At 43.8% G+C, this 17,200-nt stretch carries 16 protein-coding genes; 8 read left to right on the top strand and 8 right to left on the bottom strand.

The features are described 5' to 3' along the window. Positions 1–77 precede the first annotated feature (77 nt). Entirely contained in the window at positions 78–1,301 is a 1,224-nt protein-coding gene (locus NSQ38_RS10780) for a sigma-70 family RNA polymerase sigma factor (RefSeq protein ID WP_339789092.1), read from the bottom strand. A gap of 258 nt (positions 1,302–1,559) precedes the next feature. Here NSQ38_RS10780 and NSQ38_RS10775 point away from each other — a divergent pair, with 258 nt between their 5' ends. The 3 genes from NSQ38_RS10775 to NSQ38_RS10765 all read left to right on the top strand — a co-directional run bounded on the left by NSQ38_RS10775 (position 1,560) and on the right by NSQ38_RS10765 (position 4,559). Next, positions 1,560–2,369 carry a hypothetical protein gene (locus NSQ38_RS10775; RefSeq protein WP_339789089.1) on the top strand — a complete coding sequence of 270 codons (810 nt, stop codon included), beginning with the start codon at positions 1,560–1,562 and terminating at the stop codon, positions 2,367–2,369. A gap of 230 nt (positions 2,370–2,599) precedes the next feature. Beyond that, positions 2,600–3,982 carry an N-acetylmuramoyl-L-alanine amidase family protein gene (locus NSQ38_RS10770; protein WP_339789086.1) on the top strand — a complete coding sequence of 461 codons (1,383 nt, stop codon included), beginning with the start codon at positions 2,600–2,602 and terminating at the stop codon, positions 3,980–3,982. Positions 3,983–4,013: 31 nt separating this feature from the next. Next, positions 4,014–4,559 (top strand): GerMN domain-containing protein, encoded by a 546-nt coding sequence (locus NSQ38_RS10765; protein ID WP_339789081.1) that lies wholly within the window; start codon positions 4,014–4,016, stop codon positions 4,557–4,559. A gap of 146 nt (positions 4,560–4,705) precedes the next feature. Here the strand turns inward: NSQ38_RS10765 and NSQ38_RS10760 are convergent, their stop codons facing one another. Continuing rightward, complete coding sequence (locus NSQ38_RS10760) at positions 4,706–6,241, bottom strand: helicase DnaB (RefSeq protein WP_074096359.1); 1,536 nt, start codon at positions 6,239–6,241, stop codon at positions 4,706–4,708. A 383-nt stretch (positions 6,242–6,624) separates the two neighbouring features. Continuing rightward, positions 6,625–6,918 (bottom strand): YuiB family protein, encoded by a 294-nt coding sequence (locus tag NSQ38_RS10755; protein WP_091037866.1) that lies wholly within the window; start codon positions 6,916–6,918, stop codon positions 6,625–6,627. Positions 6,919–7,369: 451 nt separating this feature from the next. Here NSQ38_RS10755 and hemQ point away from each other — a divergent pair, with 451 nt between their 5' ends. After that, a complete protein-coding gene (gene hemQ / locus NSQ38_RS10750; RefSeq protein ID WP_062837936.1) occupies positions 7,370–8,116 on the top strand; it encodes a hydrogen peroxide-dependent heme synthase in 747 nt (248 codons plus the stop codon). 341 nt (positions 8,117–8,457) lie between these two features. Here hemQ and NSQ38_RS10745 read toward each other — a convergent pair whose 3' ends face one another. Together NSQ38_RS10745 and NSQ38_RS10740 are read right to left on the bottom strand one after the other, a co-directional pair. Beyond that, positions 8,458–8,709 carry a hypothetical protein gene (locus NSQ38_RS10745; protein WP_091037868.1) on the bottom strand — a complete coding sequence of 84 codons (252 nt, stop codon included), beginning with the start codon at positions 8,707–8,709 and terminating at the stop codon, positions 8,458–8,460. After that, the gene (locus NSQ38_RS10740; RefSeq protein WP_036605766.1) at positions 8,706–9,899 is read right to left on the bottom strand and encodes an NAD(P)/FAD-dependent oxidoreductase; all 1,194 of its coding nucleotides are present in this window, start codon (positions 9,897–9,899) and stop codon (positions 8,706–8,708) included. Before NSQ38_RS10740 ends, NSQ38_RS10745 begins: the two co-directional genes overlap by 4 nt. Before the next feature lie 627 nt (positions 9,900–10,526). On the opposite strand from NSQ38_RS10740, the gene NSQ38_RS10735 reads away from it, so the two are divergent. Next, a complete protein-coding gene (locus NSQ38_RS10735; protein ID WP_017692431.1) occupies positions 10,527–11,528 on the top strand; it encodes an NAD(P)/FAD-dependent oxidoreductase in 1,002 nt (333 codons plus the stop codon). A gap of 76 nt (positions 11,529–11,604) precedes the next feature. Continuing rightward, complete coding sequence (locus NSQ38_RS10730; RefSeq protein WP_074096361.1) at positions 11,605–11,856, top strand: hypothetical protein; 252 nt, start codon at positions 11,605–11,607, stop codon at positions 11,854–11,856. Between the two features lie 21 nt (positions 11,857–11,877). On the opposite strand, the gene NSQ38_RS10725 is transcribed toward NSQ38_RS10730, so the two are convergent. Together NSQ38_RS10725 and NSQ38_RS10720 are read right to left on the bottom strand one after the other, a co-directional pair. Further along, positions 11,878–12,021, bottom strand: a complete 144-nt coding sequence (locus tag NSQ38_RS10725) for a sporulation histidine kinase inhibitor Sda (protein WP_017692430.1) — start codon at positions 12,019–12,021, stop codon at positions 11,878–11,880. Positions 12,022–12,376: 355 nt separating this feature from the next. Continuing rightward, positions 12,377–13,036 carry a YheC/YheD family protein gene (locus tag NSQ38_RS10720; protein WP_339789078.1) on the bottom strand — a complete coding sequence of 220 codons (660 nt, stop codon included), beginning with the start codon at positions 13,034–13,036 and terminating at the stop codon, positions 12,377–12,379. Between the two features lie 238 nt (positions 13,037–13,274). Between NSQ38_RS10720 and NSQ38_RS10715 the strand changes: the two genes are divergently transcribed. Next, positions 13,275–13,529, top strand: coding sequence for a hypothetical protein (locus tag NSQ38_RS10715; RefSeq protein WP_017692428.1), 255 nt, complete (start codon positions 13,275–13,277; stop codon positions 13,527–13,529). A 26-nt stretch (positions 13,530–13,555) separates the two neighbouring features. Beyond that, positions 13,556–15,085 carry a Ppx/GppA phosphatase family protein gene (locus NSQ38_RS10710; RefSeq protein WP_338588476.1) on the top strand — a complete coding sequence of 510 codons (1,530 nt, stop codon included), beginning with the start codon at positions 13,556–13,558 and terminating at the stop codon, positions 15,083–15,085. Here the strand turns inward: NSQ38_RS10710 and ppk1 are convergent. Then, on the bottom strand, positions 15,045–17,126 hold the full coding sequence (ppk1, locus tag NSQ38_RS10705) for a polyphosphate kinase 1 (protein ID WP_036605760.1): 2,082 nt from the start codon (positions 17,124–17,126) through the stop codon (positions 15,045–15,047). The two genes, NSQ38_RS10710 and ppk1, sit on opposite strands and share 41 nt — an antisense overlap. Between the last annotated feature and the right edge of the window lie 74 nt (positions 17,127–17,200).

The raw sequence follows: 17,200 nt of genomic DNA, 5'->3' as shown, positions 1-17,200 counted from the left end.
TAGTACATTTACCATAGCTATAACCAAGTTAAAAAGAGCCCGGTTTATCCCCCGGGCAACATACACTTTTGTCTGGGTTACTTACTTATAAACTCTACCATCTTCTGATGCAATTCCTGCTCGGAACATTGAAAGATACCATTAAAATCCTGAGGGTTACGGATCAATGTGTTTAACTGGTCTATTCCATATTGTTGAACAACAAACTCCACAAATAGGAACGAAAACTGAAAACCCTTCATCGTTTCGAATTCCCAATTATCATTATCTAATTGTTCGAACGTTGGGATCTCTAAATTGTGAATAGCCTCTTCTGTTGTACCATCAATAAAGTCCTGAGTCATCAGCTTGGCTTCATATCCACCAATTCCTTGCCTTATCCATTTCGGAGCCTTCGGATTAATTTCACTTATTAGCCACATGGTGAACAAGTGAACCGTACCTTTAAGAATCGATTGATAGGTATGCTCCGGTCCTGGATTTAATGGAGATACAATTTTGAGAATACTCCCTTCATAGGTACCCATGAACCAATTCGGAGCATCTGCTTCTCCGACCGCTTGGTGAAACGATGGCATATCAGGATATACTTCAATCGTTACTTTTCGCGATGGATGATAATTGTACTTTAGCGAGATTCGTTCAATATGATCACTTAGTTCATTGAACAAATCATGGTGTACTTTATTGGGCTGATTATTCAATCCCTCGTTTTCACCCTTATTAACAATTGAAATCAAATCTTGAATAGACATGATCGTAACGCCTCCCCATTCTTTCAGTTCCTTTTTAAGTTTTTCCAAAGCTCTGTAGAGTCTGTTCTTTACTGCACTTTCACGCATCCCTACGATCTTAGAAATTTCAAGCAGTGTGCAGTCCACAAAAAAGCGTAATGCAATGATTTCCTGGTCGGTTTCATTTAACTTTTTCAGCGCAATTCCGATATCAATTCGAAAATCAACATACTTCGTAAATTCAAGGGAGATCGACTGTGATTCATATCCTGTAAAATCAAACGGCGTTTCTTTTTTTCGCGATAACCTTCGATATTCGTTTTTCACTGTATTCTGAGCAATCTTGAATATCCACGTGAATAAAATTGATTTGCCTTGAAATTGGTGAAGATTCTCGACTGCTTTTAAAAACACCTGTTGAGTCAAATCATCTGCAACCATCGGATTCAATTTCAGGGAAAAGTACTTGCAAATTCTTTGACGATACAACTCATAAGTGTTTTCAAAGTCAGTGATACTTTCCTGTTTATCCGGATAAACAGGTTTTGTGTCATGAGCTCCTGACATGGTAAGAACCTCCTCTTGATTTACAATGAATTAGACACCAGAGAGAGTCAGAAGGCCACATAAATATAAAATATGTATTCAACTTTTTAGGCTTGTTACTTACAGGACCAATGGCTAATCACCCTTTTTGAAATCTGTCTTCAAATCATCTCTATGATTTCATATCTTTACAAATTAACAATGATAAGCAAAGATTGGAGTAGTTCTGGAGGGAATCACATCATGTAAACGCCTTCCCAAAATGAAGGAGAGATAATAATGAAATACACCAATGTTTTATTATCAGGCCTCATTGTCTTAGGTAGCTTAGGCACGTTATCAACTGTATCAGCTTCGTTCCATACTCTTGATAAGTCAGTAGCTCCAATTGCTGCTAAATCAACTTCTGTGAACTCCTCGACATACCAGAGTATACCTAGGTTTGAAAAAACGATAGGCTCAAATAAAATTGTCTGGAAAGGTGACAACATCACGATAACCGCGAACACCTTAAAGCTAGATGCTGCTGCAGATTTTGAGCAAAACATTATTGACACCATTGTAGTTACTCATGGTAAAGAAAAGCACACCTTACAAACGGGAGATTTTGAAGTTAAATTATTGAATATCACTAGTGTTGTTGGATCTCCATCAAATGAATGGATTGCTATCCAAGTAGAAAAAAGTGCCGGCAGCAACCTCATTCTCGTGAACTTTAAAACAGGAAAGTACACAATTTTAAACGAACGTCTTGAAAAAGCAGGTAAACAAAATGTAGAAACCATTTCATCATATAATTGGTCACCAAAAGAAGACATCATTGCATTTTCCTATGGAAATACGGAGAAAAGCACTTTAGCAATCTACGATACTAAGAAAGACCGTTTTGTTTATCTCCCTCGGGCAACCAACTATATTAGCACCGGTTTAATTTTATGGCATAAGAACGGAAAAAATATAGATTACATTAGTGAGTATCCTTCAGATCAATGGATTCTTTTTAGATACAATACAGCCAGCAGCCAAGTTAAACCTGTTAAAAAAATTAGCCGGAAAGAATTTCAACAGTGGTTAAAATTAGATAAATAAAATGATTATTCAACTCTCCTTCCTTTATCCCCTACCTACTGACTGACAACAGTTCTCTCGTCCATATTTTGTATTAAACAAATTTTCTTTACGACTTTCATGTGGTTTGTAGCGTTCATATTAGTGAACAGAATATTCTAGTAAATTTGGGTTTTCATAAAAGAAAAAGGAGGTGATTGGTTTTTCCCCGTTAGAAGTTGGTACTACGCAAATTAAAACCGAGGTGTAAAATGAAGAAATCTATAATCCTGTTACTTTTCAGCGCACTGCTACTCATGCTAATTCCCATGCACACCCATGCAGCTACGAATCAAACTAAAATTATTTTAGATGGCCAGGAGCTGGTTTTACCCAGTGATGTTGAAGTCGTCAATGTAAGAAACAATATTATGATTCCTATTCGAGTAGTCGCTGAGAATTTAAAATTCAACGTGAAATGGGATCAAAAGACACAAAATGTAAATATCGAACAAGCTTCCAATGCCATTTCTTTGACCGTTGGAAAGGATCAAGCTACAGTCCAAAACAACAACGTCAAACTTAATATCGCTCCACAAATGATTAAGAATACCGTTGTTGTTCCCCTGCGTTTTGTTAGTGAAGAGATGGGTCTAAGAGTGGGCTGGAATAACAAAGACAAGATTGTTACACTAACCAGCAATAATGTATCACAACCAACTTCACCTTCTAATGGGAATGATGCAGCCACTAACCTGGTTCATGATATAACTTATGCCAATAATCAACTCGTCGTCTCATTAGACCGTGAAGTTGCTCCAGTCATATCTACACTAAAAAATCCCGAAAGGATTATCGTAGATTTCCCATCCACCAACTTCGGTAATATGGGACAGGTCCCCTCTGGAGGATCCATGGGAAGGTTGGATGTTAACGAATTTCCAAGTGTTACTGAGATACGTTATTCTCTTTTCAAAAATGATCCTCCTCAAGTTCGAATCGTAATCGAATTAAACAATATAAGTTCGGTGAATTACAAACAACAGACAATCGCCGGTAAATTTATCCTTGATCTAAGTATGGCAAATGAACCTACAACTCCTGTTAACAACGGCAAAAAAATAGTCGTTATTGATCCGGGACATGGAGGAAGTGATCCAGGTACAATAAGTTTTACCAAAAAACCTGAGAAGCATTTTGCCCTTGCTTTAGGCCTAAAAGTGCAGGCTCTTTTAGAAAAGGAACCTGACATAGAATTAATTATGACTCGGGAAACGGACATCTACCCTACACGACCGGAACGTGTCAAACTTGCCAACGATCTTAATGCAGATGTGTTTGTATCTATACACGGTAACAGTGTAACCGCTGCTCCTCAGATATCGGGAACTGAAACGTATTATTACCAACGCGAGAGTAGTAAAGCCCTGGCGACCCTCATTCATAAAAACCTAATCAATGCCCTGGGATTTAATGATCGTGGCGTTAAGAACGGAAACTACCAGGTCATTAGAGAAACCACGATGCCTGCAGTTCTTCTAGAAATCGGATTCTTAAGTAACCAAATTGAGGAGGAGGCCATGATGTCAGAAACCAATCTAAATAAAGCGGCACAAGCCATTGTGGATGGGATAAAAGAGTATTTGAAGTTATAGGGTAGTGAATAATTTAAGAGGATGTGCTTCTATGAAAAAAAGAATCTATTGGGCTATCACGATTTGTGCCATAAGTATACTAGCGGTAGGTTGTGCTACCAAACCTACTTCTTCTAGTCCAGTGCAGGGTTCCGATCCGGCAAGTACAACACCAGCGCCAATAACTAACCCGAGCGAAGAAAATGAAGAATCTCAAGAAATTGAGGTTTTTTATGCAGATGATCAACTATTACAAGTAGAGCAACGTAAGAAAGAAATTACATTCAAAGATGACTCCGAAAAATATAGTAAGACATATGCGGCCCTTCAAAGTAGCGATCAAACCGAACTTATTCCATTGTGGAGTAATATTGATCTACTTTCTGCTACTTTTGATCAAGGAAAATTAACGCTGGATGTGCATATTCCAGATGAAGCAAGATTAGGGTCTGGCGGCGAGCTTTTAGCGATCGATGCTTTGAAAGGAACTTTTTTTCAGTTTGATGAAGTAACCAGTATTGATTTGCTTGTTGACGGAAATGCCACTGACAGTTTAATGGGTCATGCAGAATTAGAGCATCCACTAACCCGTGAATAAATCCATAGAAAAAATATTCTCTGTTTGAAGTGTAGAAATGCCACAATATAAAAAGCATGATCTAAAAATAAAGATCCATTCGCAAAGTAATTAGGCGAATGGATCTTATTTTTTCGGTGACTTGCACTTCTTCTTTGTCGAGGAAGTTAAGAAGTTCCTTTTTGTTTACTCGCTTGCATCTGCTGGGCAAATCTCATCATCTCTTCAAACTCTTCCTCAGATACGGCATCCCCATCGGTGCTTATGTCTTGTACAATCGGAATTTCGGGCTTAGCTTTGGTTCCTTTGCCGTATGTACGGGTACGGGTTCCAGCTGCACCAGCAGCCTGTTTGCCTTTGACCTTGGCCTGATCACGAATATATTGGACGGCTTTCTCGTAAGAGTTTACCTGCTTGAGCAACATGTTTGAGGCGATCGCCTCAACAAAGTTACGGTTAATCCGCTGCTCGCCACCGGATACAAGCAATGCCATCAAATAATGAATCAATACATTGATGACTTCACCAGGCAACTTGTAGCTCAGATCAATTTTCTCAAATATATCGATGAGATTGTCCGGTACTGCGCCCGGGAAAAATGTCTGCAACAGACGCGTATACGGCTCATTACGCAACATCATATTATATTGATGAATATCACACTTCGTCATAAATTGCGGAGGTACTTCGACGTAATATTCCATCTGTACCCCATGCTCAACAGGTGGTTCACCAGAGTCCTCTTTCCGCTCTGGCTCCTCCATATGCTGTCTCAGTGCTACGACCTTCGCGGCCTGTACGGTCTGTTGCTCATGACGCTTCTTCGTCTGTCTGAACTGCATACTTGCTTTATGCTGAAGATCATCCAGAATTAGCTGGCCCTGTGGACTGAAGATATCATCTTCATCCAGCAGACGGCATACATCCTGCACACTAAGGTTAAACTTGTTTACTACATAATTTACAATGCCCAGTTGTTCGTGATCGAACCGCAGCTGTTCTACATGACGGCGATTGACGGACTCCCGCGGGAAACGCAAAATAATGTCGGCATAGTTCAAACTATTTTCTTCCGCTGCATCATTCGTGCCTGTCCGCTGGGCTGTAGTTGATACTTCCGACAAAGCCTGCTCCAACTCGTAATCAATTACATGGGTATTCAATTCAAATATATCGTAAAAGGGAACAGAAATATTCTCTTTATTGGCTGCCGGATAAGGTGCGTCCCCATTTTCCACTGCCGAGAAACCGGAACGCAGGGAAAGGACTGCGAATTTACCAATCTTGTCACGAAGCAGCAGTGTCAAATGCTGTGTCCGGAAAAACTCTGCCGGAGAGAGCGGCGGTTGCAGCTCATATTCGTAGATGTAATCATCATTTTCCGGTATATATAACCGTGAAGTCTGAAGTAGCCCCACTGCCTCAAGCTTGGATGTCTGCTCTAACATATATTTGCGCCCCTTCTCACTTGGCTCCAAGCCAAGCGTCATGAACAGCCTCCGTTGCTGTTCAAGCGGCGAATAACCGACCTGTTCACCGGGAAGATGCTGAAACAACAGCCGATACAAGCCAACCGCAAAAGCACCTACCATGGGCTGATATGCTCCTGTAAGCATACGGTCATCCAGGGCGCTAAGTCCAAACTCCCTGTATACGCAGTAGCGATGATGTTCAGTATAATGGTGCAAATTCTTCATGCGCATAGCCTGATCTCCTTCTCCCCAAAAGTATGTTTATCTATTCTATCATAAATGTCTGATCCTCAAATGCTCAAAAACAGGTAAAAAGATGGCCTGTTCTCGCTCCGTTTCGTCCTAGGTCGACATCATTCACGTTTTCGCCGAATTCAGCAATTTCTAAAATAAAAATGTCGAGAGCCGCTAGAATACTATAAAAGCTGTAGCCGCAGAATACAAGGGAATATCTGAAGAGAATGTTCTCCAGATGTATATGAAGTACAAGTGTACAATAATCCTTCTAATATAAATGAACAGCAAAAAAGCCTTCCCTTTGTACTCGTAAGCGTTTACGACAAAGACAAGACTTTCACGCGATTACAGTGGCATGTGTAACTACTTCCAACAATCTAAAACATTCTGTACCCACCCAAACGCAACTTCTGGATCGTCCAGCCACTGATTATCGCACCAGCCAGTCCAGCGATGCCCGTCATATAGTCTACAAGCTGGAAAGAACCCAGATGTGACATCAGAGATGACGAATGATCCCATAGAGAGTACACGACGACAGGCAAAATCACAATGATGAACAGATAGGAAGGAAACCAGGTGGTCTTCATCAGCATGTTCAGAATGAAACCGATACCAAACATCATAACGAAAAATAATACCATCAATACCAACACAGGTATAAATTGCATCGGGCGACATTCACCTCTTCTTTCACACATTCAGGTTTCACTTCTAGATAGTAGTTAGTGTACCGCAAAAAATGTGGCGAAGCAACGAACTTTCTGGACAAATTTCCCTATATTTATACTCTGTTGATTTGCCCTTCTGCTTCATGTTGGGATACAATGTAAACGATAAAGCACTCACCCGTCCCTTATAGTGCGTATTCAAAAAGACTGGTTTTCAGTACCGAGAAGATGGAATGAAGTTAGAAATGGAGCAGCGGAGCGTAGATAGAGCTACGTGAGCAGCTACAATGTTTCCTAAGGAAACATACTTCGGAAGCCTCCCACTTATTTCGGCTGAATGCCATATTCGATGCTGATGATGCCACCAGGCATGATTCGTAATCAAAGGCAGACTTTTTGAACAACCTCTTATAGGGATTTGGAAATATACCTTGCAGGAGGAACAAAACCAATGAACGAAGCCGCATCAACACTGGAGGGCTGGTATGCCCTGCATGATTTTCGCTCGATTAACTGGGCCGCCTGGAAAGCAGCAGATGATGAAGAACGCGCTGTAGCACTGGACGAGCTTCAGGAATTCTGGAAAGAATGGAAAGAAGTCGAGGATTCATCCAAAGGAAGTACCGTTGTATATACGGTTGTAGGTCAAAAAGCAGACCTCGTCATGATGCACCTGCGTGAAACGCTGGAAGATCTGAAGGCTGTTGAGAACGCGTTTAACAAAACGATGTTTGCTCAATACACAACTAAGTCGTATTCCTACGTCAGTGTAGTGGAACTGAGCAACTATCTTGGCAAAGAAGGCGAAGACCCGATGCAGAATCCGGAGATTATCGCCCGTCTGAAACCTGTTCTGCCACAACGACAATACATCTGTTTCTATCCGATGAACAAAAAACGTGAGCTGAACGACAACTGGTACATGCTGTCCATGGACGAGCGTCGTACCATGATGCGCAGTCACGGCATGATTGGTCGTAGCTATGCGGGTAAAGTAAAACAGATCATTACGGGCTCTGTCGGTTTCGACGATTGGGAATGGGGCGTTACACTGTTTGCGGATGATGCACTTCAGTTCAAAAAACTTGTCTATGAGATGCGTTTCGATGAAGTTAGCGCACGGTATGGCGAATTCGGTTCGTTCTACGTGGGAAGTCTGTTGAACGAAGGAACACTGGAAGACATGCTTAAGCTGTAAAAATAACACCAAGCACAATAAAGCACCGCGACATCTCCTGTAAAGGATACTGTCTGCGGTGCTTTATTATCTATCAATATTCTACTACCTCAAGCTTGATTTAGATCTATATTGTTTGAACTATTTATTTACACAAAAACGGAAAGGACAGAAAAAACCTGAAAAAGCGAAGCGTTCGCCTAAAAGCTTTCTGGGAGAAAGCTGCATCGGAAGCATACGCTATCACCGGATTTTCCCTTTAACAAAAGGGAATCAAAAAAATCTGGGGATAACAGCGATTGGAAGGTTATTCTGTCATTGAAGTGTATGTGTAAACATCTTTAGTTCAACTTATATCGTCTCTAATCTTGCTCCTCATCTACCGCTTTCAGCGATTCGAGGAACTCGGCTGTGGCCCGGTCACGGTCACGACCCTTCTCTTTAAGCCGCTCAATCGCAGGCATAATGAGAATATCCACTTCTTTCTGCACAATGTAGGCCAGATCATATTGATCCTGTTCCTCCAGATAACCACCGACCTGCATCAGGGCGTTGTATCGATCCAGCTCTTCACGTGTTAATAGTCCCCGGACCTGAACACTGCAATGTCTCATCCAAAAAACCGCCCTTTCTTCAGGACTAACGGAATACCACCAATGATGAACAGATAACGCAGATCAACCAGCTTCTTCAACTGAGCCGCTTTCCAGCCCTTGTATTTCTTGCCGCCCACAACGGCAATAGCTTCACCTTTACCCAGTGATGCAACCGTGCCTTTGCTCGTAAATACAAAAGGTTGTGGCTGTTTCTTGCGAATGGATGCCACGACGTTCTTGGCGCAGTTCACACCCTGCTGCATCGCAATCTGAGCTGTTGGCGGATAAGGCCGTCCTTCAGCATTGAACACAAGTGAATTATCACCAATGACATAGACATGCTCATGCCCCGGAGCACGCAAGTAGTCATCTACTTTCACACGTCCTCGCATCACTTCAAGACCTGCCTGTTCAAGCAGTGAGTTACCGCGAATACCGCCGGTCCATACGACTGTAGCCGCATCGAGCTTTTCACCCTCACCCACAATAACCCCGTCCGGGAGACATTGCTTGATTGGAACACCAATTTTGAAAGTAACGCCCTTCTTCTTGAGCACATTCATCGCATGTTCTACCAATTCCGGGTCAAATCCAGGCAAGGCCGAAGGCGCTGCCTCTACATTATAGATGTGCACATGTTTCGGGTTCACGTCGAACTCTTTGCACAGCTGTGGAATACGATCTGCAAGTTCAGCTACAAATTCAACACCGCTGAAACCCGCTCCACCTACGACAAACCGAATACGATTTCGTTTGTTATCGTTTTTGTACATCGCAAATTGATATTCGATGTGTTCTCGAATCAGTCTGACCGAGTTAATGCTTCGGATTGTCATGGCGTGATCAAGCATACCCGGAATACCGAAGGTCTCAGGCTCACCGCCTAGTCCAATAATCAGATAATCATAGGATAACGTGCCGTCCTCCAGAATAATCTTCCGATCCTGCAGACGAATCTCCTTCACGGAAGACTTGACCAGATCAATCTTGAACTCATCAATCAGCTTGGAAATGGGCACTCTTGCATGCTCAATGGTATCCGTGCCGGCTGCCGGCATATGTAGATGTGTAGTAATATAATGATAATCATGCCGATTCACCAGTGTGACGTCGGCCTCGTTATAGTTCAATTCCTTCTGCAGCCGCTGGGCTGTCAGAATCCCGCCATAGCCCGCGCCGAGGATGACGATTTTGGGAATACTGCTCATGTCTATACCCCTTCCGGTTTCACTTGCATCAGCCCGATCTTGGGTGAGATGCAAAATGCACATACTTACAAATATTGATGAGGTCTTGCCCATTATGACGACAAATGTTAACTTCGCGAATTTATTTAAACGTTTGCATCAATTTCATGACTCACTAAAAATGGATTTTATGAAACTAGATATCGACATATCGAACTGTTTTGATCTATATCTAGACTTGATTGAAGCAACTAAAGGGTTTATGAAATTGATACGTTTGCACGCAAGTTATCGTTTCATGTTGTGAAATTAACCACAAGATTCTACAAAACACGGGATCTGTCTTCATATTACATATTGACTCTAAATTAGACAAAAAAACACATAGTACAGGTCAAGGATATCTGTATTTCTAGTAAAGATCAAGGTTTTTTTTGTTATTTTTCATAACCTTTCATTTCCAATTTCATCCTATTCTCATCTGATCTTCATCAATTATTCTCAGTTTCGTGACGCCGCTAACTTTGCAACCCTGAATACACCGTTTATAATAGGAAAGACAGTTCAGCACCAATGCCGGTTACGATACGTAGCCTGCACATTCTTTCTGTTAACTACCTATTAAAATATGAAAGGTGTTGTTGATTCTTGACTGCACAAAATTCCAGTCATGATATGACTGATTTACTTATTATCGGTGGAGGCCCTGCGGGTCTGTTCGCCGCGTTTTACGGTGGGATGCGTCAGGCATCCGTTACACTGGTTGAAAGTATGCCACAGCTTGGCGGACAGCTTGCCGCTCTTTACCCGGAGAAATACATCTATGATGTAGCCGGATTCCCGAAAGTAACAGCTCAGGAACTGGTGAATAACCTGGTTGAGCAAATGAGCCATTTTAACCCGAACATCCGCCTTGAAGAAAAGGTTGTATCGGTGGAGAAAAAGGATGAACAACATTTCGTCGTGAAGACGGATGAGAATGAATATCATGCCAAAGCCGTCATTATTACAGCTGGCGTAGGTGCATTCGAACCACGTCGCCTGGAGCTTGAAGGTGCTGCCAAGTTCGAGAAGAGCAACCTGCACTACTTCATCAGTGATCTGAATGCCTTCGCTGGCAAAAAAGTACTGATCAGTGGCGGCGGTGACTCCGCGGTAGACTGGGCACTCATGCTGGAGCCTATCGCTGAGCAAGTGACGCTGATCCATCGCCGGGACAAGTTCCGTGCACATGAGCACAGTGTTGAAAACCTGATGAATTCCAAGGTGAACGTTGTTACACCGACCGAAATCACGGAACTTCATGGGGATGATACCATTACCAAGGTAACCCTTTCCCATGTGAAAACCAAAGAAACTCAGGAAATCGAAGTAGATGACGTGATCGTTAACTTCGGATTTGTCTCTTCTCTCGGACCGATTGCCGAGTGGGGTATCGAAATTGACAGCAACTCCATCGTTGTTGATTCCCGCATGGAAACATCTATTCCAGGAATCTTCGCTGCCGGAGATATCACAACCTACCCAGGTAAACTGAAGCTGATCGCTGTCGGATTCGGCGAAGCTCCAACAGCCGTTAACAATGCGAAGGTATACTTCGATCCGGATGCCAAGTTGTCCCCAGGACACAGTAGTAACATGAAACGCTAGTTTGGCTGAAATAACATATATTGATACAAAAAAGGGTATCTTACTCCTGAGTGAATCCATATCAGGAGGGATACCCTTGTCTTATATATGCCCGCTGTGTAACGGTCTGGTTGTACCGGAGCAGGCTTGCCCCCACTGCCTTCAGGGACTGTTAGAATGCGGCAAATTGGATGATTACACCGGACCATACAGCCCCTACGTATTCCAACCTTCCTCTGACACGGCAGACGAAGTCGAAAACGTTTGCAATCATGTGATGTACTGTCACCATTGTCAGACGAGCACGCCATGGCCTGTCTCACTATGGGACTTGTCCGGAAACCTGTAACATTGCCTGCAATGAGGATCTCTAGTGAAGAATGGCAGATACGTCGGTACCCAGTTTGCGCTTATGGATTTCTGCCAACAGCAGTGCGATGAAATCTCGTTCGAGATTCAACTCAATCGCTTTATGGTAGGAATCCAACAACATCTCATCGGATAACATAGCCATTTCCCGCCACAACCTTTCCTTTTTTTTCCTCAAAACTATCATATCAGAGATTCATATAGAGAACAAGCGTTCTTGTTATCCACAACGTTATGTGGAAATCCTGTGCATAGTTTGTTGATAAATGGAAAAAATACAGAGTAATCAACGTGTATAGTGTGGACAATATTTATGCACAGGAAGTTTGTACTACTGTCAGAACGTTTATCAGCGTATTTTTTTTGGAATAAATTCATAGTTTCAAGACTTGTTGCGAGTAAATTACCCAGTAATGTAAAATTTCAAACGGTTTTCATACCGTTTTCTTCTATATATTATCGGATTTTCTTGAATTTTCTTGAGTTTTCCCATTCATTTTCTATTGAGGTCTGGTATTCACTTCCAGAATCCAGATCTTGCCTGAATAATCCAGTCCATAATCAAATCCAAGCTGACCTACACCAGGGAACTGACGTTCCATAATGTACGTACATGTCAGTGTAAGTGAACGCATCTCCCGGCGTTTGTGGCGACCGGATATATGAGGCAGGGATAAACCAAGAGCTCGCCTTCCTGATAACATGGTGCCACCCTTGCTCAGATTCGTCACACAGAGTCCGGGACGAGCGAGTCGTCCTACTAAAGAACGGAATACCCAGCCTCGTTCGGTTTTGACAACTTTGACTCTGTAATCAACAGGTCTCCCTTGAATCGTTGCCAGATGAATGCCTTGCTGGATCAAGTACCTGCGTCTAGCTTTTACACGCACCAGAGAGCGATACATCTGGCTGAAACTGGCGAAAGAACGGGTCGTTTTCATATGGGTGTATCGATAAGCCCCACCGCTCGCCGATACCCGAATGACACCGTAACCACCGCCTCCTACAATAGGTTTGACGTACACCATTCCATAACGACTGAGCATTTGCAGCAGATTACCCGAGTTGAATGCCTTGGTCTGTGGGATATGGACAGCCGCTACCGGGTATTTCATCAGAGCCGCTGTCTTCCGCCATTTGCTTGCAAGTTGTCTCGACATGGGTTGATCTCCTTCCTTGAAACAATAGTCCTTCCTTATACATACTCAACAGAAGCCTTGCTTTCTTGGATGTCTGTCCACGGCAAGGGCCCCTTTTCCATGTAACCTGTCCCAGGGGTGATGGCGGAAACGGGAACAAGCGCCCGGTTTGCTTTTCAAACAAGTCAATCTGTCGTATGCTACTAAGGAATGGCTTGGAAGGGCTTAAATATGAGGATCTAAGGAGCGTTCAGAACAAATGGAAGCATTTTTCAAATCACTTTATGGCGTAGCCTATTTTGCAATGTCGATCGTTCTGGTAGCTGTTACGGTACTTCTTTTTGTCACAGGTATTCGACTGTTTATGCAAAAGCGTAATCGCGGCTTTGCCGTGAGTTGTCTTATATTTGCCTGTTTCATCGTCTTTATCATTGTTGTTATGTTAACTACGCCCTTCTCTGCAACACCACCGGGTTCACCGGAAGCCATGGCTGCCCTTCTTCACTTCGGGTAGTTGAACCTCTGTAGAAGGAGATGCTTATGACACGTACTAATGAAACCTTAGGAATTATTGATATCGGCTCGAACTCCATTCGTCTAGTTATATATGAACTGGATCAGGACGCAGCCTATCGCATCATTCATGAAGACAAATATGCCGCTCGTCTGAGCAGCGTTGTTGAGTCTGATGGAACCATCCTTCGCCATTCTCTGGATAAAGCGATTACCATCTTGCGTCAATTCAAAGCGACCTGTGAGGCATATCAGACCAAACTGATTCGCGCAGCAGCTACCGCAGCCATTCGTAATGCAAGCAATGTCCTGGAAATTATCGAATGGCTGGAGACAGAGACAGGGCTTACCATTGAATGTGTATCCGGAGATCGGGAGGCCTATTATGGGTTCCTTGGTGTCACTCAATCCATTGAATTGGCAGACGGTTACGTCGTTGATATTGGAGGCGGCAGCACAGAGATCACAGTCTTTCGGGATCGGAAGAGGTTACATAGTATCTCCCTCCCCATTGGTGCAGTGAATTCACATGCCCGTTATGGGGGTGAAGATCAGTGGAGCGAGGCGAATGCAAATGCATTGTGCAACGAAATCATTGAGGCTCTCCGTGGACAGGATTGGATTCGTGAGCATCCCGGCCTGCCACTCATCGGACTTGGCGGCACAATGCGTACACTTGCCAAAGTGGAACAGAAGCGTACCCAGTATTCTTTGCCTGTCACCCATCATTATGAGATCAGTGAGGAAGCGATGGAGAACATCGCTCGCTCCTTGCCTCATCTCACCTCGGCACAGCGCAAAAAGGTACCCGGGCTCGCCAAAGATCGCGCAGACATCATTGTGCCCGGTGTGCTGATCCTGCGAACCGTCTTCCAGTTAATACAGGGAGATCGTTATGTGGTTAGTGGTGCGGGTCTACGAGACGGGTTGTTGCGTGATTACATGGCTGGAGGTCAGCCGGTCGTTCCGGACGCGCTGAAGGACAGTATCCGCAACTTTATCCATTTTGGTCCGCCTATTCCAGAGAAACGTCTGCAACGGATTCATCAGGATACGGTTACCCTGTATACGGCATTACAAGGTACCCCTCCTGATCAAGCAGATGCCCGAATCCTGTATGCGTCCTCCATGCTGCATATGGCAGGTAAACAGATTAACTATTTCCGTTATACACAGCACTCGGCCTATTGGATCATGAATTCAAGCATCTATGGACTTTCTCATCGGGAGACCATTCTAAGTGCCAGCGCAGCTGATTATCATCCAAAAAAAAGAACGCCCCAGCTGCTGAATAAGCACCGGGACATTCTGAAAAACTCGGATGAGCGGCATGCTCATCGTATTGGCTCTCTGCTGCGCGTAGCCGAAGCCATTAATCGATCCGAGAGCATCGCTGCGATCGAAGCAACAAAAGAAAACGACTCGCTGCAGGTGCAATTCACCTGTACAGCTGAGCCGTTACTGGAACTTGATGGCCTGGAAGAGGCCGTCAAGGATCTGAAGGAAGCCTGGGGAGTTACGTTAACGCACTCCATTCAGCAGGCTTCCAAGGGATAATACCCATGGCCTCCGTCTGACTTCTCAGCGGGGGCTTTTCATTTTCTACAAATACATAATTGCCACCAGGCATAAGTTGTCTCGCTTTGACATTATCCATAAGGGAAAGATTAAGGATATCGACCAGCATTTTCTTCAGCTCTGGATCGAATACGGGACACATCAGTTCAATTCTTCGATTCAGGTTACGTGTCATCCAGTCTGCACTGGAGATGAATACATCCGGGTTTCCGCTATTTTCAAAATAAAACAACCTTGAATGCTCCAGAAAACGATCCACAATGCTAATGACCCGAATATTCTCACTGAGCCCCTCTACCCCCGGACGCAGACAACATACACCACGCACAATCAGATCGATCTGCACGCCGGCTTGAGAAGCCTCGTACAATTCATCAATCATTTCCTGATGGGATAAGGAGTTGATCTTGGCAATGATTCTGGAAGGTTTACCTTTCAGCGCATGCTCTGTTTCTCTACGAATCAGTGCAAACAACTCATCCTTCATACCATCCGGAGCTACGCGGAACGCCTGCAATGCCTTCGGACCGGAGTATCCGGTAATCTCATTAAACAATTCGGATGCATCTTCCCCAATAATCGGATTAGAGGTGAACAGGCCCACGTCCGTATACACTTTGGCTGTACTCTCATTATAGTTACCGGTTCCTACATGAACATAACGTCTCAGCCCCTGCTGTTCCCTGCGTACGACAAGAATGATTTTGGCATGGGTCTTCAGTCCAACCAGTCCATAAACCACGTGACAACCGGCCTTCTCCAGCTTACGGGCCCAAGCAATGTTGCGCTCTTCATCAAAACGTGCTTTCAGTTCCACCACCACCGTGACCTGCTTACCACTCTCAGCGGCAAGAGCAAGTGCCGGAATAAGGCGTGAATCGCCATTGACCCGATATAAAGTCATCTTGATCGCCAGAACTCTTGGATCTTCCGAAGCCTCCAATATAAAATCAGTGACTGGTTCAAACGATTCGTATGGATGATGCACCAGTACATCGCGTTTACGCAGCAGCTCAAAATGACTTTCTCTTGGCAGAAACTCAAGTGGGTAGACTGGCTTCACCGGACTGTATTTCAGATGTGAAAAACTTTCCAGACTGTCCACGAATCCAGCCAGAAAACTCAGATCAAGTGGTCCATCAATTTCATATACCGGGTCCTGGATATCAAATTCATCCTGCAATTCCAATAAGGCATCCGGACGAAAATCCTTACAAACTTCCAGTCGCACAGGAGCCCCGCGGCGTCTGCGTCGCAATTCTTTTTCAATAGCCTCAAGCAGATCTTCCGCTTCTTCTTCATTAATGAACAGATCCGCATTGCGGGTCACTCGGAATTCCTGTGCAGCAAGCGAGATATATCCACTGAAGAGCGTATGAATATGATGTTTGATAAGATCTTCAATCAGTATGAATGTTTTCTTTTTGCTATTCGCCCGAATGGGAGCCTGAACTACCCGCGGCAGATTGGAAGGTACCTGAACAATAGCCATAAATGGCTCGCCCTCTTGCTCCCCTTCCTTCTGAAGCATCACGGACAGGTAGACAGACTTGTTGTGTACCAGCGGGAACGGACGACTCTGGTCAATCGCCATTGGTGTGAGTACCGGAAAAATAATCTCATGAAAGTATTGGTCCATTGCACGCTGCTGTGTCACATTGAGATCGGTATATTCCTGAATGTTCACGCCTTTTTTGGCGAGTAGACGAATGAGTTCACGATACGTTTTATACTGTTCGGCGACCATGGTCCCGGTTCGTTTGATCAATCTGCGGTACAATCCCGAAGGCGTGTATCCTGTAAAATCTTTTTGCGTGAATCCGGCCTTGATCTTCTCTTTTGTCTCCGCCACCCTTACACTGACGAACTCGTCCAGATTACTAGCGACAATGCCGAGAAATCTCATGCGTTCCAGCAGAGGCGTTGTTGGATCCTGGGCCTCCTGAAGTACGCGCCGATTAAATTCAACCCAACTCAAATCACGATTAACGTAGTTGCCTGTTTTGACGTCTCTATGCATGTATGGCCTCCGAATGTGTTGCATATCTATTCTTGGTTAGAAGTTCTCATATAATTGTACTATTCGTAATCAAC

It is taken from the genome of Paenibacillus sp. FSL R7-0313, from assembly GCF_037969885.1.
Classification (GTDB): domain Bacteria; phylum Bacillota; class Bacilli; order Paenibacillales; family Paenibacillaceae; genus Paenibacillus.
Note: the sequence above shows the minus strand (reverse complement) of the source record. Positions and strands in the feature narration are given on the sequence as shown.